The 23,381-nt window shown below is 69.0% G+C and carries 25 protein-coding genes; 21 read left to right on the top strand and 4 right to left on the bottom strand.

Annotated elements, in window-relative coordinates; all coding sequences use genetic code 11:
• The first annotated feature begins 314 nt into the window (after positions 1-314).
• The 5 genes from DW297_RS18130 (at position 315) to DW297_RS18110 (ending at position 5,743) form a co-directional block, all read left to right on the top strand.
• Complete coding sequence (locus DW297_RS18130; protein ID WP_136035044.1) at positions 315-2,591, top strand: polyribonucleotide nucleotidyltransferase; 2,277 nt, start codon at positions 315-317, stop codon at positions 2,589-2,591.
• Between the two features lie 216 nt (positions 2,592-2,807).
• On the top strand, positions 2,808-3,836 hold the full coding sequence (locus DW297_RS18125; protein ID WP_136035041.1) for an aldo/keto reductase: 1,029 nt from the start codon (positions 2,808-2,810) through the stop codon (positions 3,834-3,836).
• A gap of 73 nt (positions 3,837-3,909) precedes the next feature.
• On the top strand, positions 3,910-4,512 hold the full coding sequence (locus tag DW297_RS18120; RefSeq protein ID WP_136035039.1) for a histidine phosphatase family protein: 603 nt from the start codon (positions 3,910-3,912) through the stop codon (positions 4,510-4,512).
• Between the two features lie 56 nt (positions 4,513-4,568).
• The gene (gene dapB, locus DW297_RS18115; RefSeq protein ID WP_136035037.1) at positions 4,569-5,309 is read left to right on the top strand and encodes a 4-hydroxy-tetrahydrodipicolinate reductase; all 741 of its coding nucleotides are present in this window, start codon (positions 4,569-4,571) and stop codon (positions 5,307-5,309) included.
• Positions 5,309-5,743, top strand: a complete 435-nt coding sequence (locus tag DW297_RS18110; protein WP_136035035.1) for a hypothetical protein — start codon at positions 5,309-5,311, stop codon at positions 5,741-5,743. The genes dapB and DW297_RS18110 overlap by 1 nt, the downstream gene beginning before the upstream one ends.
• A gap of 31 nt (positions 5,744-5,774) precedes the next feature.
• Here DW297_RS18110 and DW297_RS18105 read toward each other — a convergent pair whose 3' ends face one another.
• From DW297_RS18105 to DW297_RS18095, 3 genes are all read right to left on the bottom strand, one after another.
• Positions 5,775-6,200: an OsmC family peroxiredoxin gene (locus DW297_RS18105; protein ID WP_136035033.1), complete on the bottom strand. Its 426-nt coding sequence runs from the start codon at positions 6,198-6,200 to the stop codon at positions 5,775-5,777.
• A gap of 84 nt (positions 6,201-6,284) precedes the next feature.
• The gene (locus DW297_RS18100; protein ID WP_136035032.1) at positions 6,285-6,812 is read right to left on the bottom strand and encodes a DUF4395 domain-containing protein; all 528 of its coding nucleotides are present in this window, start codon (positions 6,810-6,812) and stop codon (positions 6,285-6,287) included.
• 17 nt (positions 6,813-6,829) lie between these two features.
• On the bottom strand, positions 6,830-7,240 hold the full coding sequence (locus DW297_RS18095) for a thioredoxin family protein (protein ID WP_136035030.1): 411 nt from the start codon (positions 7,238-7,240) through the stop codon (positions 6,830-6,832).
• Between the two features lie 115 nt (positions 7,241-7,355).
• Between DW297_RS18095 and DW297_RS18090 the strand changes: the two genes are divergently transcribed.
• Genes DW297_RS18090 through DW297_RS18080 form a run of 3 tightly spaced genes read left to right on the top strand, consistent with a single transcriptional unit; the run spans position 7,356 to position 9,399 of the window.
• Complete coding sequence (locus tag DW297_RS18090) at positions 7,356-8,165, top strand: thymidylate synthase (RefSeq protein WP_136035028.1); 810 nt, start codon at positions 7,356-7,358, stop codon at positions 8,163-8,165.
• Positions 8,162-8,638, top strand: a complete 477-nt coding sequence (locus DW297_RS18085) for a dihydrofolate reductase (RefSeq protein WP_136035026.1) — start codon at positions 8,162-8,164, stop codon at positions 8,636-8,638. The genes DW297_RS18090 and DW297_RS18085 overlap by 4 nt, the downstream gene beginning before the upstream one ends.
• Positions 8,638-9,399 (top strand): SDR family NAD(P)-dependent oxidoreductase, encoded by a 762-nt coding sequence (locus tag DW297_RS18080; protein WP_136035024.1) that lies wholly within the window; start codon positions 8,638-8,640, stop codon positions 9,397-9,399. The genes DW297_RS18085 and DW297_RS18080 overlap by 1 nt, the downstream gene beginning before the upstream one ends.
• Before the next feature lie 5 nt (positions 9,400-9,404).
• On the opposite strand, the gene DW297_RS18075 is transcribed toward DW297_RS18080, so the two are convergent.
• Positions 9,405-9,944, bottom strand: coding sequence for an NUDIX domain-containing protein (locus DW297_RS18075; protein ID WP_136035022.1), 540 nt, complete (start codon positions 9,942-9,944; stop codon positions 9,405-9,407).
• A gap of 59 nt (positions 9,945-10,003) precedes the next feature.
• Between DW297_RS18075 and dapA the strand changes: the two genes are divergently transcribed.
• The 13 genes from dapA to dapF all read left to right on the top strand — a co-directional run bounded on the left by dapA (position 10,004) and on the right by dapF (position 23,375).
• Complete coding sequence (gene dapA / locus DW297_RS18070) at positions 10,004-10,981, top strand: 4-hydroxy-tetrahydrodipicolinate synthase (protein WP_136035020.1); 978 nt, start codon at positions 10,004-10,006, stop codon at positions 10,979-10,981.
• Between the two features lie 53 nt (positions 10,982-11,034).
• Positions 11,035-12,711 carry a ribonuclease J gene (locus DW297_RS18065; protein ID WP_136035018.1) on the top strand — a complete coding sequence of 559 codons (1,677 nt, stop codon included), beginning with the start codon at positions 11,035-11,037 and terminating at the stop codon, positions 12,709-12,711.
• A gap of 67 nt (positions 12,712-12,778) precedes the next feature.
• A complete protein-coding gene (locus DW297_RS18060; RefSeq protein WP_136035016.1) occupies positions 12,779-15,487 on the top strand; it encodes a DNA translocase FtsK in 2,709 nt (902 codons plus the stop codon).
• Positions 15,487-16,062, top strand: coding sequence for a CDP-diacylglycerol--glycerol-3-phosphate 3-phosphatidyltransferase (gene pgsA / locus DW297_RS18055; protein ID WP_136035015.1), 576 nt, complete (start codon positions 15,487-15,489; stop codon positions 16,060-16,062). The genes DW297_RS18060 and pgsA overlap by 1 nt, the downstream gene beginning before the upstream one ends.
• Complete coding sequence (locus DW297_RS18050) at positions 16,059-16,568, top strand: CinA family protein (RefSeq protein WP_136035013.1); 510 nt, start codon at positions 16,059-16,061, stop codon at positions 16,566-16,568. Before pgsA ends, DW297_RS18050 begins: the two co-directional genes overlap by 4 nt.
• A gap of 120 nt (positions 16,569-16,688) precedes the next feature.
• Positions 16,689-16,997 (top strand): helix-turn-helix domain-containing protein, encoded by a 309-nt coding sequence (locus DW297_RS18045; RefSeq protein ID WP_136035011.1) that lies wholly within the window; start codon positions 16,689-16,691, stop codon positions 16,995-16,997.
• Positions 16,998-17,015: 18 nt separating this feature from the next.
• The gene (locus DW297_RS18040; protein WP_136035009.1) at positions 17,016-17,240 is read left to right on the top strand and encodes a DUF3046 domain-containing protein; all 225 of its coding nucleotides are present in this window, start codon (positions 17,016-17,018) and stop codon (positions 17,238-17,240) included.
• Positions 17,241-17,511: 271 nt separating this feature from the next.
• On the top strand, positions 17,512-18,558 hold the full coding sequence (gene recA / locus DW297_RS18035; RefSeq protein ID WP_136035007.1) for a recombinase RecA: 1,047 nt from the start codon (positions 17,512-17,514) through the stop codon (positions 18,556-18,558).
• A gap of 113 nt (positions 18,559-18,671) precedes the next feature.
• Entirely contained in the window at positions 18,672-19,412 is a 741-nt protein-coding gene (locus DW297_RS18030) for a regulatory protein RecX (RefSeq protein WP_240744683.1), read from the top strand.
• Between the two features lie 47 nt (positions 19,413-19,459).
• Positions 19,460-21,004 carry a tRNA (N6-isopentenyl adenosine(37)-C2)-methylthiotransferase MiaB gene (miaB, locus tag DW297_RS18025; protein WP_136035003.1) on the top strand — a complete coding sequence of 515 codons (1,545 nt, stop codon included), beginning with the start codon at positions 19,460-19,462 and terminating at the stop codon, positions 21,002-21,004.
• On the top strand, positions 21,001-21,912 hold the full coding sequence (gene miaA, locus DW297_RS18020) for a tRNA (adenosine(37)-N6)-dimethylallyltransferase MiaA (RefSeq protein ID WP_136035000.1): 912 nt from the start codon (positions 21,001-21,003) through the stop codon (positions 21,910-21,912). Before miaB ends, miaA begins: the two co-directional genes overlap by 4 nt.
• A gap of 32 nt (positions 21,913-21,944) precedes the next feature.
• The gene (locus DW297_RS18015; RefSeq protein ID WP_136034998.1) at positions 21,945-22,493 is read left to right on the top strand and encodes a dihydrofolate reductase family protein; all 549 of its coding nucleotides are present in this window, start codon (positions 21,945-21,947) and stop codon (positions 22,491-22,493) included.
• Positions 22,494-22,502: 9 nt separating this feature from the next.
• The gene (gene dapF / locus DW297_RS18010; RefSeq protein WP_136034996.1) at positions 22,503-23,375 is read left to right on the top strand and encodes a diaminopimelate epimerase; all 873 of its coding nucleotides are present in this window, start codon (positions 22,503-22,505) and stop codon (positions 23,373-23,375) included.
• The last annotated feature ends 6 nt before the right edge of the window (positions 23,376-23,381 follow it).

Raw genomic sequence — 23,381 nt, 5'->3', positions numbered from 1 at the left:
ACACACCATGACCGGCGGGTGTCGACACTTTCGACGGCGAGAGCACGCGGGATCCGAGGACGTCGCTGGTAGGGTGGATCCGGTTGACTGCGGTCGACTGTACAACTTCACATCGACTCATGGAGCGATCGGCGGAGAAGCTGGTCCCCTGTGGTGGGTTCCTCGGCGCGGTCGTCGGGTGGCTTTCTACTGGTGGCCAGCGCAGGCGAGACTCGGGGAATCCCCGCGCGCCCGAACCCCACCGCATCCGCTCCTTCATGAACACCTCGCGCGTCACACGGGCCCGCGAGGCTAAACAAAGAAGGAGAGACCTCTTGGAAGGTCCTGAAATCACCGCCACCGAGGCCGTTCTCGACAACGGCCGCTTCGGCACCCGCACCATCCGCTTCGAGACCGGCCGCCTCGCGCAGCAGGCTCAGGGCGCTGTCGCCGCCTACCTCGACGGCGAGACCATGCTCCTCTCGGCCACCAGCGCGGGCAAGCACCCGCGCGAGGGCTTCGACTTCTTCCCGCTGACGGTCGACGTCGAGGAGCGGTCCTACGCCGCCGGCAAGATCCCCGGCTCGTTCTTCCGTCGTGAGGGTCGTCCCTCCACGGAGGCGATCCTGGTCTGCCGTCTGATCGACCGTCCGCTGCGTCCGTCGTTCGTCGACGGCCTGCGCAACGAGGTCCAGATCGTCATCACGGTCCTCTCGATCGCGCCGGGCGAGTTCCACGACGCGCTGGCGATCAACGCCGCGTCCGCGTCGACCCAGATCTCGGGCCTGCCGTTCTCCGGCCCCGTCGCCGGTGTGCGCCTCGCGTTCATCCCCGGCCACGGCGAGCACGCCGACCAGTGGGTCGCGTTCCCGACGGCCGAGCAGGTGTCGGAGGCCGTGTTTGACCTGATCGTTGCCGGTCGCGTTGTCACCAAGGCCGACGGCTCCGAAGACGTCGCGATCATGATGGTCGAGGCCGAGGCGACCGAGGGCAGCTGGAACCTGATCAAGGCGGGCGCCACCAAGCCCGACGAGAGCGTCGTGGCCCAGGGCCTCGAGGCCTCGAAGCCGTTCATCGCCCAGCTCGTGAAGGCACAGGCCGAGCTCGCCGCCACGGCGTCGAAGGAGCCGGGCGTCTACCCGGTCTTCCCGGCCTACAGCGATGAGGTCTACGACTTCGTGTCCGAGCGCGCGTTCGCCGAGCTGAGCGACGTCTACCAGATCGCCGACAAGACCGAGCGCCAGAACGCCGACGACGCCATCAAGGAGCGCGTCAAGGCCGAGCTCATCGAGGCCACCGAGGCGGGCTCGCTCCCGGCCGCGGCCCCGCTGGAGTTCTCCGCCGCGTACAAGTCGGTCACGAAGAAGATCGTCCGCGGGCGCATCCTCACCGAGGGCACCCGCATCGACGGCCGCGGGCTGGCGGACATCCGCCCGCTCGACGCCGAGGTGCAGGTCATCCCGCGCGTGCACGGCTCTGCGATCTTCCAGCGCGGCGAGACCCAGATCATGGGTGTCACCACGCTGAACATGCTCAAGATGGAGCAGCAGATCGACTCGCTGTCGCCCACGACCAGCAAGCGCTACATGCACCACTACAACTTCCCGCCCTACTCGACCGGTGAGACCGGCCGCGTGGGTTCGCCGAAGCGTCGCGAGATCGGGCACGGCTTCCTCGCCGAGCGCGCCCTCGTGCCGGTGCTGCCGAGCCGCGAGGAGTTCCCGTACGCGATCCGTCAGGTGTCCGAGGCGCTGAGCTCCAACGGCTCGACCTCGATGGGCTCCGTGTGCGCCTCGACCCTCTCGCTGCTGAACGCGGGTGTGCCGCTGCGCGCTCCCGTCGCCGGCATCGCGATGGGCCTGGTCTCCGACGAGGTGAACGGGGAGACCCGTTACGCCGCGCTGACCGACATCCTGGGTGCGGAGGACGCGCTCGGCGACATGGACTTCAAGGTCGCCGGTACGAGCGAGTTCGTCACCGCCATCCAGCTCGACACGAAGCTCGACGGCATCCCGTCGTCGGTGCTCGCCGGCGCGCTGACCCAGGCCAAGGACGCCCGTCTGACGATCCTCAACGTCCTGAACGCCGCGATCGACGCTCCCGACGAGATGGCGCCCACCGCGCCGCGCGTCATCAGCGTGCAGATCCCGGTCGACAAGATCGGTGAGCTGATCGGCCCGAAGGGCAAGACGATCAACGCGATCCAGGACGAGACCGGTGCGCAGATCTCCATCGAGGAGGACGGCACCGTCTACATCGGCGCGACCGACGGCCCCTCGGCCGAGGCCGCCCGTGCCCAGGTGAACGCGATCGCCAACCCCACCAACCCGGAGGTCGGCGAGCAGTTCCTCGGCACCGTCGTGAAGATCGCCACGTTCGGCGCCTTCATCTCGTTGCTGCCCGGCAAGGACGGCCTGCTGCACGTCACCGAGGTGCGCAAGCTCGCCGGTGGCAAGCGCGTGGAGAACGTCGAAGACGTCCTCTCGGTCGGTCAGAAGATCCTCGTCAAGATCACGAAGATCGACGACCGCGGCAAGCTCTCGCTGGAGCCCGTGCTCGACGACGCCCCGGCCGCTGAGCAGGCGCCGTCGGACGAGGCCGCGGCGGAGTAACTCCGCCCGTTCGTCTGGAGCCCGGCTCTCTCCGCGAGGAGGGGGCCGGGCTTCGTCGTCGGCGATGTGATCAAAACGTTATCGGAAGTTTCCGCGCCGTTCCCCGGATTGGTCGGGACGTCGGCTGCGGTCGCATACCCTCGAAGTACGCACCGGGGGGTGCTAGTCAGGCAGCGAGGCAGGTCGGCACGCACCGATCGATGCGGGGGTGAGAGTATGCGGTTGTTCAGCGTAGGCGCAGGAACAGCGGCTGATCGCGCCGCGCAGGAACACGAGGACCACCCGTCCGCCCCCATCCCCATCGTCGGCCCCGGCGTCGGCGAGGCCATCCGGCTCCCGCTCGGGGAGACCGGCTTCGAGACCTTCCCGCTCATGCTCGGCGCCGCCGAGTTCGGGTGGAACGTCGACCTGGAGACGAGCCACGGCATCCTGGACCGCTACGCCGAGATCGGCGGGAACGCCATCCACACGGCCGACGGCTTCTCCGGTGGTCGCAGCGAGCACATCCTCGGACAGTGGCTGCGGTCGCGAGACCAGCGGGACCGGGTCGTGTTGAGCGTCCGCATCGGCGCTCACGCCGACAACCCCGGACTCGGCTCGGTCAACCTCGTCCGCGCCGTCGAGGGATCGCTGACGAGGTTGGGCGTGGAGCGCATCGATGTGCTGTACCTCGACGCGACGCTCGATGCGACGACCAACCTGGAAGACACGCTCGCGACGGTCGAGTGGCTGATGGAGGCCGGCAAGATCGGCGCCGTCGGTGCCTACGGACTGAGCCCGGAGCGACTCGTGGAAGCGCGCATCCTGGCCTCGGCCGGATACCCCCGCATCACGGTCATCGACGCGCCGTACAACCTCGTGCGGCGTCAGCCGTTCGAGGGCGACCTGCGGCTGGTGGCCGGAGCGCAGAACCTCGCGGTCACGCCCTCGCACGCTCTCGAGCACGGCTTCTTGTCGGGGCGTCACCGCAACAAGGCGCTCACCTCGCGCGGCGTGCGCGGGGAACAGCTGCGCGGCCACCTCAACCGGCGCGGCATCAAGATCCTCCGTGCACTCGACCAGGTGGCCGAGGAGCTCGGGGTGCCCGTGGCCGCGGTCTCGATCGCCTGGCTCCTGGCGCAGCGCACGGTGACCGCGCCGATCGTGAACACGTTCGCGGCCGAGCAGGTGGACGAGCTCATGCAGGGTGCGGGTGTGGCACTGTCACGGAGTCAGGTGGCCGAGCTCTCCCGCGCGGGCAACTGAACGTCGGCCCACCCGTGACATAGGGTGGAGGAGAGGTCCGGCGGGAGCTGGCGATGAAGCGAGCGAGCGAGTTGTGACGCACTACATATATCTGGTCAGACACGGTGAACATCAGGATGCCGAGCACGGCCTCGCCGACGGACCCCTGTCGCCGCGCGGCCAGCGGCAGGCGGAGCTGATCGCCGACCGCCTGTCCGGGCTTCCGCTCGATGCGGTCTGGCACTCGCCGCTCCTGCGGGCGAACGAGACGGCGAGGGCGATCGCCGGACGTCTTCCGTCGGTCGATCCCGAGCCGACGGCGCTCCTGTTCGACTGCGTGCCCACGGGCATGACGGAGGAGACGCCCTCGGTGTTCGAGCCGTTCTTCGGTTCCGTCACGGAGGCGGAGATCGAGGCCGGCCGCGCGCAGATGTCCGATGCGGTCAACGAGTTCCTGGTCCGCAAGACCGGCGAGGTGCACGAGGTGCTCATCACGCACAACTTCGTGATCTCGTGGTTCGTGCGCGAGGTGCTGGCGGCGCCGGAGTGGCGCTGGATGACGTTGAACCAGTCGCACTGCGGTCTCACCGTGATCGCGCAGAAGCAGGGGCGTCCGTGGACGCTGCTCACTCACAACGACACCGGACACCTGCCCGTGGAGTTGCGCACCGGGATCCCCGACGCGCTCCTCGTGTGACGCCGCGCCTCAGCGCGCCGCGGCTGCGGTCGCTCGCCCGGCCATAGGCTGGACGCATGACCACGAAGGTAGCCCTCGTCGGCGGAACCGGAAAGCTCGGGACGATCATCGGCTCGGTGATCGCGGAGCTCGACGGCTTCGCGGTGACGCGGGTCCTCGGTTCATCGAGCGATCTGTCGGAGTTGCAGGGGGCCGACCTCGTGGTGGATGCCTCCACGCCGCAGATCAGCGTCGACGTGGTGCGCACCGCGGTGGAGCAGGGCAGCAACGTGCTGGTGGCGACGTCGGGCTGGTCGGCCGAGCGCATCGCTCTGGTGCGTCCGCTGGTCGACGCGGCGGGGACGGGTGCGGTCTTCATCCCGAACTTCTCGCTGGGATCCGTGCTCGGCTCGGCGCTGGCCGCCGCTGCGGCACCGTTCTTCGGATCGGCGGAGATCATCGAGGCGCACCGCGAGACGAAGATCGATTCGCCCAGCGGCACGGCGGTCCGCACGGCCGAGCTGATCGCCGCGGCGCGGGCAGAGCAGGGTCCGGTCAGTGCGCCGCACGCGGATCAGCGGGCCCGCGGCCAGCAGGTCGCAAGCGTCCCGATCCATTCCCTCCGCCGTCCCGGCGTGATCGCGAAGCAGGAGGTGATCCTGTCGGGCCCTGGCGAGTCGCTCACCTTGACGCACGACACCACCGACTCGGCCCTCGCGTACGCCCCGGGCATCCGGCTCGCCGTGCCGTATGCCGCGTCGGCGACCGGAGTGGTCGTCGGGCTGGAGAACATGATCGACCTCGGTCTGCGCTCGTGATGTCGCGGATCGGCGTCGGCCTGATGGCGGCGGCGCTCCTGGTCTACCTGGCGGTGGCGGTGTGGCTGGCGGTGATGTTCATCTCCGTCGGCACCCCGGTGTCGATCGGCATGGGCATCACGCTCCTCGTGCTCGCCCCGCTCGGAGCCTGGGCGTTGGTCAGGGAGATGCTGTTCGGGTTCGGGGCCGACCGGCTCGGTCGGATCCTCGATGCCGAGGGGGGCATGCCGCCCGTAGAGACCGAGCTCACGCCCAGCGGCCGCCTGGCCCGGGCGGACGCGGATCCTCTGATCGCCCGCTACACCGAGGCCGCGGCGGCCGCTCCGAGCGACTGGCGCGCCCGCTACCGTCTCGGCGTGGTGCAGGACGCCGCCGGACGACGCAAGGACGCGAGGGCGAGCATCCGCGAGGCGATCAGGCTCTTCCGCGCCTGATTCCGACGTCGGATGCCCGCCGCCTGGATGATCAGGCGAGAGTGGCCTCGAGGGTGATGTCGATCCCGGCCAGCGCCTGCGACACCGGGCAGCCGGTCTTGGCACCCTCGGCGATCTCCTGGAACGCGGCCGGGGTCAGGCCGGGCACCACGGCGTTCACGTTGAGGTGGCTGCCGGTGATGCCGACACCGGGCTTGAACGTGACGGAGGCACTGGTGTTGACGCGCTCCGGGGGCGTGCCGTTCTCGGCGAGTGCGTGCGACAGCGCCATGCTGAAGCACGAGGCGTGGGCTGCGGCGATCAGCTCCTCCGGAGTGGTGGTGGTGTCGCTGCCTTCGCTGCGGGCCTTCCAGTCGAGCGGGAAGGTGCCGAGGTGCGACGACGAGAACGCGACCGTCCCCGATCCCTCGGTGAGCGATCCGGTCCACGTGGCGGCGGCTTCACTGGTGACGGGCATGGGGGTCCTCCGGTTCTCGCGCTGCGGGGTGAGCAGCGGCGCTCCGGGCCAGCCTATCGAGCCGCCGGTCGCCGGGGAACCGGGTCAGGCGGGCCTCGTGTTCCGTCCGAGCAGGCCGGTGCGCTGGAGGACCAGGTAGAGCTGGCAGCCCAGGCAGAACGAGAACGCGGCGTTCAGGAACGCGGCGACGAAGGCCGCCGCGGTGGCGACCGGCAGCGCCCAGGGGACGCCCGCGAGGTGCAGGGCGAGGCCGGCACCGACCACGACCAGCCCGACCCCCTGCGCGAACCGTGGAGGTCGCGGGTCCTCCAGCTCGGAGGGTGGCGCGAGGCGCGGGCGGACGACCCTGCGGAACAGCGCACCCCATGGAGTGGTCGGCGGTGACACGACGCTCCAGAGGAAGAGCAGTGCGATCACGAGCGCGACCAGGAAGCCGGGGTCGGTCAGTCGCTCGAGGGGTGAGGCGGCGACGATCGCCCAGTCGCCCGCGGGCTCGATCCGGTGGGTGGAGACGCCGGTCAGCGCCAGGAACGTGGCGATGAGCAGCAGGACGCTGGTGATCGTCGCGGCGAACCGTGGTCCTCGCGGGTCGATGCCGGCGGGAGCGGACATGAGACCTCCGGGTGTGGTCACGCCGCAGCGACGGCGTCGGTGAGGGCGTGCCGCTGCGGCACGCCGTGGAAACGGGCGACGACCTCGCCACTGCCGTCCACCACGAGGGTGGTCGGGGTCTGCAGCACGCGGTAGCGGCTGGCGAGGTCGGGACGCGTGGTGAGGTCGATCTCGACGTGGCGCAGTCCGTCCTGTTCCGCGGCGTAGCTGCCCAGGAGTCGACGGACGTGCGGGCACTTCGCGCACAGCTCGGTGCTGAACTGCACCAGCGTCGCGCGTTGGCCGAGCGGAGCCCCCGCGTCGGCCGGATCGAACCGGACGACTCCGGCGCGACGGCGAGCGCCCTCGCGGTGACGCAGTACGGCTCCCACGGCGACCGCGACGCCGAGCAGCACTGCCACGACGGCGAGGGCGAGCACGGGCGACATGCGTCGAGACTAAGCGCGCGCGAGTCATGGGGGCCCGCATGTTTCCGCGGATGACGCCCCGGCGGCACAGCGCAGATCCGCCCTCGGGGCGAGCGGGCCGGGTATCCTGACTCCCATGAGCGCCCCCGTCCCGACCCCGTACGAAGACCTGCTCCGCGACGTCCTCGAGACGGGGACGCACAAGAGCGATCGCACCGGCACCGGGACCACCAGCGTCTTCGGCCGTCAGATCCGGTTCGACCTCTCCCAGGGCTTCCCGCTGATCACGACCAAGCGCGTGCACTTCAAGTCGATCGCCTACGAGCTGCTCTGGTTCCTCCGCGGCGACTCCAACGTCGGCTGGCTGCAGGAGAACGGCGTGACGATCTGGGACGAGTGGGCGGACGCGGAGGGGGACCTCGGACCCGTGTACGGGGTGCAATGGCGTTCGTGGCCCACCCCGGACGGGGGCAGCATCGACCAGCTGTCCGAGGTGATCGAGCAGATCCGTCGCACGCCGGACTCGCGACGCCTGATCGTGTCGGCGTGGAACCCCGCCGCCATCCCGGACATGGCTCTCGCGCCGTGTCACGCCCTGTTCCAGTTCTACGTGGCCGACGGCAAGCTCTCCTGCCAGCTGTACCAGCGCAGCGCCGACATGTTCCTCGGCGTGCCCTTCAACATCGCGTCCTATGCCCTGCTGACGATGATGATCGCGCAGCAGGTCGGGCTGGAACCGGGCGACTTCGTCTGGACGGGCGGCGACTGCCACGTGTACGACAACCACGTCGACCAGGTGCGCGAGCAGCTGACGAGGAAGCCCTTCCCGTATCCGACGCTGCGCTTCGCCCGCACCCCGGAATCGATCTTCGACTATCGCTACGAGGACTTCGTGGTGGAGGACTATCAGCACCACGCGCCGATCAGGGCGGCGGTGGCGGTATGACCTGGGTCGGGCTGATCTGGGCGCAGGCCCACGGCGGGGTGATCGGCGCCGAGGGCGGCATGCCGTGGCACGTTCCCGAAGATCTCGCGCACTTCAAGGAGATCACGCACGGAGCCCCGGTCATCATGGGGCGCAAGACCTGGGATTCGCTGCCCGAGCGGTTCCGGCCGCTCCCCGGCCGCGACAACCTCGTCGTCACGCGCCAGCAGGACTGGGCGGCGGACGGGGCCTCCCGTGCCGCGACCGTGGCCGAGGCCGTGCGCGGTCGGGACAGGGTGTGGATCATCGGCGGGGCGGAGATCTTCCGCCAGGTGATCGGCGACGCCGACAGGCTCGAGGTCACCGAGATCGACCTCGACGTCGACGGCGACGCGTTCGCGCCTCCGACGACGGGGTGGCGGCTCGTGGACGAGGGGGAGTGGCAGACCTCGCGCAGGGGCGTGCGGTATCGCTTCCTGGGATACGAGCGCTGATGCCCACCGCACTCATCACGGGAGCCAGCGCCGGCCTCGGCGCGGAGTTCGCGCGTCAGCTCGCCCGACGTCGGGGAGACCTCATCCTGGTCGCCCGCTCGGCCGACGCGCTCGAGGCCCTCGCGGCGGAGCTGCGCAGCGAGTATGGCGTCGCGGTCGAGGTGCTCGTCGCCGACCTGTCGGAGGAGGAGGGCGTCTCGCGCGTCGCCGAGCGCCTGCGGGACACGTCCGATCCGGTCGATCTGCTCGTGAACAACGCCGGCTTCGGGCTGCCGCTGCAGTTCGCGGACAACGACATCGACGACGAGGTGCGGCACCTGCGTGTCCACGTGGAGGCATCGATGCGCCTCATGCACGCCGCACTCCAGAGCATGCGCGGCCGCGGAGGACGCATCATCAACGTCGCGTCGGTCGCCGGGTTCATCTCCCGGTCGACGTACTCGGCATGCAAGGCGTGGCTGATCGGCTTCAGCCGCTGGGCGAACGCGGAGTACGCGCGCGACGGCGTGACGGTCACGGCGCTCTGCCCCGGCTTCACGCACACGTCCTTCCACGAGCGCATGGGCCTCGCGGTGGGGCAGGAGGGGGTTCCGGGTCTCCTGTGGCTCGACGCCCCGTCGGTGGTGCGCACCGGTCTTCGCGATGCCGCCCGTGGGAAGCCCGTGTCGATCCCATCGCTCCGCTACAAGGTCGTTGTCGCGGTCGCCCGCGTGCTCCCGCAGTCGCTGACCTCCGCCGTGGCGCGGCGCGGGCGCGTCTGAGGGTCTCAGCGGAAGCGTCCGAGCCGGATGCCGGCCAGGGCGAGGGCGGCGATGGTCTCTCCATCGGTGATCCGTCCATCCGTGGTCATCGCGAGGGTGTCCGCGAACGGCACCCACGAGACCGACTCGATGCCCTCCTCGGCCCGGGTGCCGGTCGCTTCGTCCACACGACGGATCGCGCGTGCCAGGAACACGTGCTCCGTCGCGACGGCGATCCCGTTGAGGGCGTTCATGGTGCCGAGCTCGGTCCAGTCGTCGGCCGTGTGACCGGTCTCCTCGAGGAACTCGCGGCGGGCGGCCACGAGCGGTTCTTCGCCGTCGGTGCCCCCCGCAGGGATCTCGAGCGACGGCCCCACGGTGTACCGGTCAAGAGTGACGAGGCAGACGCGGTCGTCGGCGTCGACCGCGACCACGAACACGGCGGGGTGCTGCATCTCGACGACGCCGTAGATCCCTCGGCCGCTCGGACCGGTGACCTGGTCCTCGCGTACGCGGATCCAGGGGTTCTCGTAGGCGAGGCGCGACGCGTGCGTGATCCATCCCATGGCGTGAGCCTAGGCGGCGCGGTCCGCGGCCGCGCCACGTGACCCGATACGCTGGTGTCATGACGCACTCGGGCAACCCTTTCGGACAGGTTCTCGTCGCGCTCGTCACTCCGATGACGGCCGACGGCGAAGTCGACTGGCCCGCCGTCGAGAAGCACATCGATGACGTGATCACCGCGGGAGCGGACGGCATCGTCGTGACGGGAACGACCGGCGAGACCTCGACCCTGACGGACCCCGAGAAGCTGAAGCTGGTCGAGGTCGGCAAGTCGGTCTCCGCCGGCCGCGCCAAGATCATCACCGGCGGTGGATCGAACGAGACCGCGCACGCGATCGAGCTCTACAAGGCCAGCGAGAAGGCCGGTGCCGACGGCATCATGATCGTCACGCCGTACTACAACAAGCCGACGCAGGCCGGCATCCTGACGCACTTCCGCCTCGTCGCGGACGCCACGGACCTTCCGGTCATCCTGTACGACATCCCCGGTCGTACGGGCGTTCCGATCAAGTACGAGACGATCCTCCGCCTCGCGAAGCACCCGAACATCCTCGCCGTGAAGGACGCCAAGGGAGACTTCTCCGAGGTGAGCCGCGTGCTCAACCAGACCGATCTGATGTACTTCTCGGGCGATGACGCGAACGTCCTGCCGCATCTCGCGATCGGTGCGACAGGGCTCATCGGGGTCACGGCCAACATCACGGCCACGCCCTACCGCACGATCGTGGATGCGGTGAACCGGGGCGACCTCGCCACCGCCACCGCCGAGCACAAGCGCCTCGAGCCTCTGGTGCGCGCCGTCATGACGCATGTCCCCGGCACGGTCGCGGCGAAGTACATCCTGCACGGGCTCGGTCGCATCTCGAGCCCGCGCGTCCGGCTGCCTCTGGTGGGCCCGGAGGAGTGGGAGGCCGCGCTGATCGAGGACGAGCTCGATCTGGTCGCCGGGGTTCCCGGTGCGGACTTCTCGAACTTCCGTCCCGACCGCAACGCGGCCGCGGGCGGCGCCCTGCCGAAGGTGCACGGCACGACGCGCTGAGTCGCGTCCCCATGAACGAACGGACGCGCGAAGTGTCCGACTGAGGAGACAGCATGTCCATTCCCCTGGCCGAACCGTCCGCTCTCGACGAAGGAACGCTGCGGGTCATCCCGGTCGGCGGCCTCGGCGAGGTCGGCCGCAACATGACCGTGTTCGAGTACGACGGCAAGATCCTGATCGTCGATTGCGGCGTGCTGTTCCCCGAGGAGCACCAGCCCGGCGTCGACCTGATCCTGCCCGACTTCGAGCCCATCCGCGACCGTCTCGACGACATCGTCGGCGTGGTGCTCACGCACGGGCACGAGGACCACATCGGCGCCGTGCCGTACCTGCTGCGCCTGAAGAGCGACATCCCCCTGATCGGCTCCGGCCTGACGCTCGCGCTCGTCGAGGCGAAGCTCAAGGAGCACCGCATCAAGGCGTTCACCCTCACCGTCAAGGAGGGGCAGAAGGAGAGGGTCGGGCCGTTCGACCTCGAGTTCGTGGCCGTCAACCACTCCATCCCCGACGCGCTCGCCGTCGCGATCCGCACGCCGGCGGGCATGGTGCTCGCGACGGGCGACTTCAAGATGGATCAGCTGCCGCTGGACGGCCGGATCACCGACCTGCGCGCGTTCTCGCGGCTGGGGGAGGAGGGCGTCGACCTCTTCCTCGTCGACTCCACGAACGCCGACGTCCCCGGGTTCACCCCGACCGAGCGCTCGATCGGGCCGGTCCTCGACCAGGTCATCGGCAAGGCCCCGCGCCGCGTCATCGTCGCCAGCTTCTCCAGCCACGTGCACCGCGTGCAGCAGGTGATCGACGCCGCGCACGCGCACGGACGGCGCGTCGCCTTCCTCGGTCGCAGCATGGTGCGCAACATGACCATCGCCGAGCAGCTCGGCTACCTCAAGGTGCCCGCGGGCGTGCTGATCGACTTCAAGAAGGCCCGCGACCTGCCCGACGAGCAGATCGTCTACATGTCGACGGGGTCGCAGGGCGAGCCGATGGCGGTGCTCAGCCGCATGGCGAACCTCGACCACGCGATCGAGGTGAGCGAGGGTGACACGGTCATCCTCGCCTCGAGCCTCATCCCCGGCAACGAGAACGCGGTCTACCGTGTGATCGACGGCCTCACGAAGCTCGGCGCGAACGTGGTCCACAAGGCGAACGCGCGGGTGCACGTGTCCGGCCACGCGGCGGCGGGCGAGCTGCTCTACTGCTACAACATCCTCAAGCCGAAGAACGTCCTCCCGGTGCACGGGGAGTACCGCCACCTGATCGCCAACGCCAAGCTCGCCCAGGACACGGGGATCCCGGAGGAGAACACGATCATCGCCTCCAACGGCACCGTGATCGACCTCAAGGACGGCGTGGCCCGCGTGAGCGGACAGCTCGATCTCGGGTTCGTGTATGTGGACGGCTCCACGGTGGGCGAGATCACCGACGCCGATCTGAAGGACCGGCGGATCCTGGGCGAGGAGGGGTTCATCTCGGTCATCGTCGTGGTGGACGCGGCGACCGGTCGCATCATCTCCGGCCCCGAGATCCACGCCCGCGGCGTGGCGGAGGACGACTCGGTCTTCGACGACGTCGCGCCGAAGATCGTCGCCGCGCTCAAGGAGGCTTCGGGCAACGGCGTGCGCGACACGCACGCCCTCTCCCAGGTCGTGCGCCGTACGATCGGCCGCTGGGTTAACCAGAAGCTCCGTCGCCGTCCGATGATCGTGCCCCTCGTCATCGAGGCCTGACCCCGGATAGCCGCGGAAAGCCGCGTCATTGCGCGGAGATGTCGGCTGTTGGACGTAGCGTGGGAGCATGGCCAGGAGCACCACGAAGACCGAGCGCGCGTCGACGACCGCGTCGTCGCGCCCCAAGCGGCAGTCGGCTTCCAAGGCGGCGCCGGCACCCAAGAAGTACGTCGACGAAGCGGACAAGCCTCCGGTCGCCGTCCGCGCCTGGAACGGCCTGGCGCACGCGGTCGGCGGGCTCTTCCGTGCGTTCGGGCCGGAGACGCTCGAGAAGGACGACCGTCGCGACGGCTTCCCGTTCTTCCTGGTGATCCTGGCGGTGCTGGGCGCCGTCAACGAGTGGTTCTTCATCGGCAACGAGATCGCGGCGAACATCAGCGCCTATTCGGTCGGTCTGTTCGTCGGCCGGGTCGCGTTCATCATGCCGGTGCTGTTGCTCCTCCTGGCCGGCTGGCTCTTCCGGCACCCCTCCTCCGTTCACGACAACGGGCGCATCGGGATCGGCTTCGGCCTGTTCGTGCTGGCGCTGTCGGCGATCTTCCATGTGGCCGGACCGCGGCCCCATCCGAACCAGGGGATGCCGGCTCTGAGCGAATCGGGCGGTCTCCTCGGCTGGCTCCTCGGACAGCCGGTCTCCTACCTCACCGACATCCCCGCCTACGTGCTGCTGTCGCTGCTGGTCGTCCTCAGCATCCTGATCCTGACCAAGACTCCGCCGAACCGCATCGGTTCGCGTCTCGGCGACCTCTACGCGTGGATGTTCGACGCGGAGCGCCCGGAGAAGCCGACGAAGGACGCGGCGGCGATCGACGAGGCCGACAAGGTCGACGATCCCGACGTGCTGCCCTGGTGGCGCCGGAACAAGACGGGCCGCGAGGAGGATCCGGACGAGGGAACGCTCGGTTCCGACGACATCACGGCACTGCTCACCACGAACGAGCCGACGCCCGCGTACGACCAGGCGGTCACGGTCGCCAATCCGTCCGAGGCAGCCACCGAGGTGCTCTCCGATGTGCGGTCCATCGCCGACTCCCTCGCTGAGCAGCAGACCACGGCCCTCCTCGACGACGAGTCCGACACGGGCGAGATGCCCGAGCTCCCGGGGCTCGACGGCTTCGGCACCGAAGGGCCGGGGGAGCGGGGGCCACAGGCTCCGGTCGCTCCGTACATCCTTCCGTCGCCCGGCGTGCTCTCCGAGGGGCCGCCCTCGGTCGCGCGTTCCGACGCGAACGACCGCATCGTCGAGCAGATCACCAGCGTCCTCGACCAGTTCAAGGTCGACGCGAAGGTCACCGGCTTCTCGCGCGGCCCGACGGTCACGCAGTACGAGGTCGAGGTCGGTCACGGCGTCAAGGTCGAGAAGATCCTGCAGCTCAGCAACAACTTCGCCTACGCCGTCGCCTCGAACGACGTCCGCATCCTCTCTCCGATCCCTGGCAAGAGCGCGATCGGCATCGAGATCCCGAACACCGACCGGGAGACGGTGGCCCTCGGCGACGTGCTGCGTTCCGCCGCAGCGCAGAAGAGCACTCACCCGCTCACGATCGGCGTCGGCAAGGACGTCGGTGGCAACTTCGTCGTCGCGAACCTCGCCAAGATGCCGCACCTCCTCGTCGCCGGCTCCACCGGCTCGGGTAAATCGAGCTTCGTGAACTCGATGATCACGAGTCTGCTGATGCGCGCTCGCCCGGCGGATGTGCGCATGGTGCTGATCGACCCGAAGCGCGTGGAGCTCACGAGCTATGCCGGGGTGCCGCACCTCATCACCCCCATCATCACGAACCCCAAGAAGGCGGCTGAGGCGCTGCAGTGGGTCGTGAAGGAGATGGACATGCGCTACGACGACCTCGCGTCGTTCGGCTTCCGTCACATCGACGACTTCAACCGGGCGGTCCGCGCCGGTGAGGTCGAGGTGCCGGTGGGCAGCGAGCGGGTGCTCAAGCCCTATCCATATCTCCTCGTCGTGGTGGATGAGCTCGCCGACCTCATGATGGTCGCGCCGCGTGACGTCGAGGATTCGATCGTCCGCATCACCCAGCTGGCCCGTGCCTCCGGGATCCACCTCGTCCTCGCCACGCAGCGTCCGAGCGTCGACGTCGTCACCGGTCTCATCAAGGCCAACGTGCCGTCCCGGCTCGCGTTCGCGGTCACGAGCGTCACCGACAGCCGCGTGATCCTCGACAGCCCCGGCGCCGACAAGCTGATCGGTCAGGGAGACGCGCTCTTCTCGCCGATGGGCTCGTCGAAGCCCTTCCGCCTGCAGGGTGCGTGGGTGGACGAGAAGGAGATCGACGCCGTCGTCAAGCACGTCACGCGTCAGGCTCGACCGGAGTACCGCGCCGATGTGCAGGAGGCGATGGAGCCGAGCAAGAAGAAAGAGGTCGACGAGGACATCGGCGACGACCTCGAGCTCCTCCTCGCCGCGGCCGAGCTCATCATCTCGTCGCAGTTCGGATCGACGTCGATGCTGCAGCGCAAGCTCCGTGTCGGGTTCGCGAAGGCCGGCCGGCTCATGGATCTGCTCGAGTCGCGTGAGGTCGTCGGCCCGTCGGAGGGGTCGAAGGCCCGCGACGTGCTGGCCACCCCGGAGCAGCTGCCGCAGGTCATGGCTCGCCTTCGCGGCGAGGACGTGCCCGCGTCCGCTCCGAGCGCCGGCGCACCGGCCGCCGCACCTCCGTCGCCCGAGCGCGACCCGATCGCGGGGCAGTACGACGGGCTTCCGGTCGTGGAGGCGGAAGGCGATGAAGACGCCTGGGGCCTGACGGGACGCGACTGATGGCCATTCCCCGGCAGCTCCCCAACGCGATCACGGTGACGCGGATCCCGCTCGCGGTGGTCTTCTTCGTTCTCCTGCTCCTCGGGGGCACCTATGGAATCTCGGATCCGGTGGTGCGCTGGATCGCCGGCATCCTCTTCATCGTGGCCATCTCGACCGACTGGGTCGACGGGTATCTCGCGCGTCGCTACGACATTGTGAGCGACTTCGGGAAGCTGTGGGATCCGATCGCCGACAAGCTCCTCACGGGGGCCGGTTTCATCGGGCTGGCCATTCTGGGCGAGGTCAACTGGTGGATCGTGATCGTGATCCTCGTCCGCGAGTGGGGTATCACGATCCATCGTCTGGTGGTCGCGAGCGAGCATGTCGTCGCTGCCGCCTGGATGGGCAAGATCAAGACCGCGTTCCAGGGCGTGGCCCTCGGCTGGGCGTTGTTGCCGCTTCACGTGTGGATCGGTCTCGGTCCGTGGACGACCATCACCTTCGTGCTCATGCTGATCGTGCTCGTCCTCACGGTGGTCAGCGGAATCGACTACATCGTGGCGCAGGTACGCGGTTCGCGACAGCGGTCATGACGTCGTTCACCCCTGAGATGGTCGTGGGCGCCCTGCGCGCGCGCGGCTGGACGCTCGGGGTCGCCGAGTCGCTGACCGGCGGCGCGGTCTGCGCGGCGCTGGTCGCCGTTCCCGGAGCCTCCGCCGTTCTCCTCGGCGGCGTGGTCGCGTATGCGACGCCGGTCAAGCATTCGCTGCTCGGGGTAGACGCCGAGCTGCTCGCGACACAGGGACCCGTCCATCCCGAGGTGGCGCGGCAGATGGCCGAGGGGGTTCGCCACGCCGTCGCCGTCGACGGACGGTCGGCGGACGTCGGTATCTCCACCACCGGGATCGCCGGGCCGCAGTCGCCGGACGGTCAGCCGGTCGGGACCGTCCATCTGGGCGTCGTCACTCCGGAGGGCACTCGCACGGAGGCGTTCGTCTTCGACGGCGACCGAGCGGCGGTGCGCGCGCAGTCGGTGGCGATGCTGGTGCGAATGCTGGCTGAGGCGGTCGGGGAATACGAGCCGACAGCCGAAGGTTGATACCGATGTGCTCACATTCAAACCACAGAGTGCAAGGGTAGATTCTGTGCAGGCCAGGAGGGCTAGACTGGCTGTCTCTTCGAGGGGAACCTCGATCGAACACATGGGGAGGAGGTTCCGATGATTCTTGTACGACAGGAAATCGGCGATGTGCTGAGGGACTTCCGCCTGCAGAAGGGGCGCACCCTCCGGCAGGTCGCAAGCAAGGCGTCCGTCGCGCTCGGCTACCTCAGCGAGGTCGAACGCGGACAGAAGGAGGCGTCGAGCGAGATCCTCGCCTCGGTCGCGGAGGCCCTCGACGTTCCCATCTCCACCATCATGCGCGAGGTCGGGGATCGCATCTCCGTCCTCGAAGGCATCCAGGTCTTCCCCGACGTCGTTCCCGACGAGCTGGTCGCCTCGGTCGAGCCCGAGCTCTCGCTGCACTGACCACTCGGCCGGGTGACGATGCGACGTAGCGAATTCCTTCGCGCCGTCGACGCGGAGTTCCAGGCGCGAGGGCCGTCACTGGTGAACGACCTCAGTCTGACGGCGGTCAACGGCCGTACCGCGAGTGAAGCGCTGGCGGACGGCGTGCCGCCCCGGGAGATCTGGCTCGCCCTGTGCGAGGAGATGGATGTTCCGCTGTCTCGGCGGCACGGCGTCGGACGGCTGGAGCCGCGGAGCCGCTGAGTTGCTGCTCTCGTTCTCCGGGCTGTGCGGAACTCCGACACGCCGCGTTGCGCTGTTGTCGAAAATCTGTTCGAACCGGGCGTAGTCTTCTGCACAAGTGGTTTCGATGCCTGGATCATCACAGACCTCGGGTGGGCCGATGCAATGTCGGTGGCTCGTCCTAGCGTGAGGACCAGGCTGAAGAAGCCACACGCCTTGTCGGAGAGTTCCTTCCAGCCGGAAGAGCCGCGACAGCCTACAGGCGGCATCACACGCGCAGAAGGAGCACACCATGCCATCACCCGCCGACCGCGAGAAGTCCCTCGAGACCGCCCTCGCGCAGATCGACCGTCAGTTCGGAAAGGGCTCGGTCATGCGGCTGGGCAGCGATGAGCGCGCCCCCGTGGCAGTCATCCCCACCGGCTCCATCGCCCTCGACGTCGCCCTCGGGGTCGGAGGCCTGCCGCGTGGCCGCATCGTGGAGATCTACGGCCCGGAGTCCTCGGGTAAGACCACACTCACCCTGCACGCCATCGCCAATGCGCAGCGCGCGGGCGGTATCGCGGCGTTCATCGACGCGGAGCACGCGCTCGACCCCGACTACGCCGCGAAGCTGGGCGTCGACATCGATTCCCTGCTGGTGTCGCAGCCGGACACCGGTGAGCAGGCGCTGGAGATCGCCGACATGCTCGTGCGGTCCGGTGCCATCGATCTCATCGTCGTCGACTCGGTCGCGGCCCTCGTGCCGCGAGCCGAGATCGAGGGTGAGATGGGCGACTCCCACGTGGGTCTGCAGGCCCGGCTCATGTCGCAGGCGCTGCGCAAGCTGACGGGTGGGCTCAACCAGACCAACACCACGATGATCTTCATCAACCAGCTGCGCGAGAAGATCGGCGTCTTCTTCGGATCGCCCGAGACCACCGCCGGTGGAAAGGCGCTCAAGTTCTACGCCTCCGTGCGCATGGACATCCGACGGATCGAGACCCTCAAAGACGGAACCGACGCCGTCGGCAACCGTACGCGGGTCAAGATCGTCAAGAACAAGATGGCCCCGCCGTTCAAGCAGGCGGAGTTTGACATCCTCTACGGCGTGGGGATCTCTCGCGAGGGCAGCCTGATCGATTTCGGCGTGGAGCACGGGATCGTCAAGAAGTCTGGCTCGTGGTACACCTACGACGGCGACCAGCTGGGGCAGGGCAAGGAGAACGCGCGCACGTTCCTTCTCAACAACCCCGACATCGCCCTCGCCATCGAGACGCAGATCAAGCAGAAGCTCGGCATCGGTGCGCAGCCCGCGCCCGCGTCTGCGGACGAGCTCGCTGAGCGTCGCCCGGCCTGATGAACGAGCAGCGTGGGGGCGATCCGGAACGGATCGCCCCCATCATCCCGCTCTTCGGAGGGGCGCCGTCTCGGCAGCCCTCACGACGGCCTACCCCGCCCGATCATTCGGGGGTGGACGCGCCGGCATCGACTGACGGCGCCGCGTCGTGGCGCTCGACCTGGCATCAGGCGCCGTCCGACTTCCCGCAAGAACCCGACGCGGGCACGCCGAGCGAACGGCATCCCGCACGCGGTCGACGCGGGCGATCGACAGCGGGCACCCCGGTCCCTCGGCTGCGCGCGATCGACGAGGGGACGCTCGGCAGGGCGGATGCCGAGCGGGGAGACGAGGACGGTCCCACCACGGAGGAGGTCCGTGTCGCGGCCGAAGAATCTCTGCTCCGCAAGCTTCGCACCCGCTCGTTGTCCGTCTCCGAAGCGCGTCTGGTCTTGAGAGGCCACGGGGTGGAGGCGAACGACGTCGACGACCTGATCGAGGATTTCTGCCGTCGCGGTTACCTCGACGACGCGGTGCTCGCCGAGATGCTCGTGACCTCGGGCGCCGAACGCAAGGGGCAGGGGCGTGTCGCGCTGTCCCGAGCGCTCGCCCAGCGCGGCATACCGCGAGAGGTGATCCATGCGGCGCTGGAGGAACTCCCTGACGACGATGCGGAGCGGGCGCTGGAGTTCGCTCGCACCAAGGCGCGGTCTCTCAGCCGGCTCGACGCCGATACGGCGCTTCGTCGCCTCACGGGTCAGCTGGCGCGGCGCGGTTATGCCGGATCGGTCGCGATGACCGCCGCCAAGACGGCGCTGCGCGAGGCGTCGTCCGGTGGTTCCGGGTCCGGCGTGCGCTTCGTGGATTCCGACTGAGGGCGCCGCCCTGAGCGCGGTGACGGGGCTCGTACAATGGACAGATCATGACTATCCCCCGCAGTGAACCGACGATCATCAGCGCCTCATCGGCGGCCGTCGACGACGACGGGCGACAGCGATCGTATGAGGTGCGTACCTTCGGGTGCCAGATGAACGTGCACGACTCCGAGCGGCTGTCCGGTTCGCTCGAGAGCGCGGGCTACGTCCCTGCGCCCGCGGGCAGTGAAGCCGACGTCGTCATCATCAACACCTGCGCCGTGCGCGACAATGCGGCGGGCAAGTTGTACGGCACTCTCGGACACCTCGCCGCGGTGAAGCGTCGGAAGGCGGGCATGCAGATCGCCGTCGGTGGCTGTCTCGCACAGATGGACAAGCAGGCGGTGCTCGACAAGGCGCCGTGGGTCGATGTCGTCTTCGGAACGCACAACATGGGCTCCCTGCCCGGCCTCCTCGAGCGCGCCCGCCACAACGGAGACGCGGAGCTGGAGATCCTCGAGTCGCTCGAGGTGTTCCCGTCCACGCTTCCCACCAAGCGCGACTCCGCCCACAGCGGTTGGGTGTCGATCTCGGTCGGCTGCAACAACACCTGCACGTTCTGCATCGTTCCGAGCCTTCGTGGCAAGGAGAAGGACCGCCGCCCGGGCGACATCCTCAACGAGATCCGGCTGCTGGTCGAGGACGGCGCGATCGAGGTCACCCTGCTCGGCCAGAACGTCAACTCGTATGGTGTGGAGTTCGGAGACCGCCAGGCCTTCGGCAAGCTGCTGCGCGCGGCCGGGCAGATCGAGGGCCTGGAGCGGATCCGATTCACGAGTCCGCATCCGGCCGCCTTCACCGACGACGTGATCGACGCGATGGCCGAGACACCGAGCGTGATGCCGCAGCTGCACATGCCGCTCCAGTCGGGCAGCGACCGCATCCTCAAAGCCATGCGGCGTTCGTACCGCAGCGAGCGTTTCCTGGGCATCCTCGATCGGGTGCGGGCACGCATCCCGCACGCGGCCATCACGACCGACATCATCGTCGGGTTCCCGGGTGAGACCGAGGAGGACTTCGAAGACACGATGCGGGTGGTCGAGCAGGCACGCTTCTCCGGAGCCTTCACGTTCCAGTACTCGATCCGGGAGGGCACACCGGCGGCGACGATGGCGGATCAGGTTCCGAAGGCCGTGGTGCAGGCCCGCTACGATCGCTTGATCGCACTGCAGGAGCGCATCTCGCTGGAAGAGAACCAGAAGCAGGTCGGCCGCGAGATCGAGGTGCTCGTGTCGACCGGGGAGGGCAAGAAGGACGCCGAGACCCACCGCCTGACGGGCCGAGGCGAGGACAACCGTCTCGTGCACTTCGAGGTCCCGCCGGGGTCGGAGCTTCCGCGCCCGGGTGACGTCGTCACGGTGACGGTCACGCACGCCGCGCCGTTCCACCTGCTGGCCGATGACCCCACCGGCGCGCCTCTGCGCATCCGCCGGACACGGGGCGGAGATGCCTGGGACCGCTCGCAGGCGGAGTCGTGCGCGGTGCCGTCACCGAGTGCGAGCGGGTCGAGCGCCGTGTCGCTCGGGCTTCCGACGCTGCGCGTCGGCGTGTGACCGCGCCGCGACTCTGGGCGATCGTCGGTGCCACGGGCACGGGCAAGAGCGACCTCGCCCTGGACCTGGCCGAAGCGCTGCGGCGTCAGGGTAACCCGGCCGAGATCATCAACGCCGACGCGATGCAGGTGTATCGCGGCATGGACATCGGCACGGCGAAGTTGCCGACCGCCGACCGTCGTGGCATTCCCCATCATCTCCTCGACGTGCGAGAGGTCACGCAGGATGCTGCTGCCGCTTGGTATCAGCCGCTGGCGCGTGCCGCGGTGCGCGACATCCAGGAGCGCGGCGGAGACGCCATCCTGGTCGGCGGCTCGGGTCTGTACGTCTCCAGCGTGATCTTCGACTTCGACTTCCCGCCGCGAGACCCGGCGGTGCGGAGGCGGCTGGAGCTCGAGTTCGAGGCCGAGGGGATCACGCCGTTGCTCGAGCGACTGCGGCTCCTCGATCCGACCACGGCGGAGCGCGTGGACCCCAGGAACAGCCGACGGGTCATCCGTGCGCTCGAAGTGGTGGAACAGGGGAGTGCTACGCACGGGGCAGCGCTTCCCGATGCGCCGACGCTGTGGATGCCGCAGACGCGGATCATCGGCCTGCGCCTGGACCGCGAGCCGCTCGTGCGCCGGCTGAACGACCGGGTCGACCGCATGTGGGCGCAGGGGCTGGTGGCGGAGGCCGAGAGTCTCCGTGGGCGTGGCCTGGAGAGCGGCACCACGGCTTCCCGCGCGATCGGCTACGCCCAGGCGCTGGGACAGTTGGACGGCCGGCTCACGGAGGCGGAGGCGATCGCGGAGACGCAGGCCCTCACCCGCCGGTACGCCCGCCGTCAGGTGTCGTGGTTCAAGCGTTACCCGCAGCTCGAGTGGCACGACGTGCCGACCTCCGCGGAGCAGCTTCTCGCCGACTGACGAGTGTCGGTGCCCGATGCAAGACTGCGCGCATGGCCACTCACTTCTACACCGCCTCCAGTCTCGATGGGTTCATCGCCACGCTCGACCATTCACTCGACTGGCTGCTGAGCCAGGACATCGATCTGGAGGGGCCGATGGCGTATCCGTCGTTCGAGAAGAATGTCGGCGCCCTCGTGATGGGGGCGTCCACCTACGAATGGGTGATGCGGCACGAGGAGGGACGGTGGGGGTACACCCAGCCGACGTGGGTGCTCACGCACCGCGACCTCGAGCTGCCCACGGGGGCGGCCGTCGAACTCACCAGCGACTCCGTGAGCGAGGTGCATGCCCGCGCGGTGGCGGCGGCGGAGGGCCGCGATGTCTGGATCGTCGGCGGGGGAGACGTCGCCGGGCAGTTCGCCGACGCCGGGCTTCTCGACGAGGTCTGGGTGCAATACGCCCCGGTCACCCTCGGGTCAGGTGCACCGCTTCTTCCTCGTCGACTCGATCTGGAGTTGCTCGAGGTCGCGCGCAACCGCAGCTTCCTGTGCGGGCGCTATCGCGTCGTCCGCGACGAGGGGGGAACGAACCGTCCCTAGACTGGGAGCATGGTCGCATTCACCAAGGGGCACGGCACCGGCAACGACTTCATCATCATCGCCGACCCCGATGGGCAGCTGCCTCTGTCACAGGAGCAGGTGGCTGTGCTCTGCGACCGCCACTTCGGCATCGGCGCAGACGGGGTCCTGCGGGTCGTCCGCTCTGCGTCCCTTCCGGAGGGCGCTGCGGCGCTGGCGGAAGAGCCCGCCGCGGAGTGGTTCATGGACTATCGCAACGCCGACGGCTCGGTCGCGGAGATGTGCGGCAACGGGATCCGCGTGTTCGTGCACTATCTGGTGCGTTCCGGTCTCGCGAGTATCGAGCAGGGCGCGACGCTGCCGATCGGTACCAGGGCCGGAGTGCGCGACGTGACCCGCAGCGCGAACGGCTACCAGGTCGACCTCGGGGCGTGGCGCCTGTCGGGCGACGACCCACTCGTCCGTGCGGATGGGCTCACCGTGACCCGCCCCGGCCTCGGCATCGATCTGGGCAACCCGCACGTCGTTGTCGCGCTGGCATCCGAGGCCGAACTCGCGCTGCTCGAGCTGACGCGTGCACCCGAGCTCGAACCCGCCCTTCCTGCGGGCGCCAACGTCGAGTTCGTCGTCCCGGGTGAACCCCTGGTCCGCGACGGCATCGGCCATGTGCGCATGCGGGTCTCCGAGCGCGGCGTCGGCGAGACGCTCAGCTGCGGAACCGGTGTCGCGGCGACGGCCCTCGCCGTGCGGTACTGGGCGGGTGCGCAGGCGCCGAACAACTGGCAGGTCGAGGTTCCCGGTGGCACACTGGCCGTGCGGATGTTTCCGGCGGAGGACGGCGAGCACGTCGCGCTCTCCGGGCCTGCGCAGCTGGTCTTCCAGGGTGAGATCGACCTGCTCTGAGGCGCG

Source organism: Microbacterium sp. PF5 (assembly GCF_004794315.1).
Classification (GTDB): Bacteria; Actinomycetota; Actinomycetes; order Actinomycetales; family Microbacteriaceae; genus Microbacterium; species Microbacterium sufflavum.
Note: the sequence above shows the minus strand (reverse complement) of the source record. Positions and strands in the feature narration are given on the sequence as shown.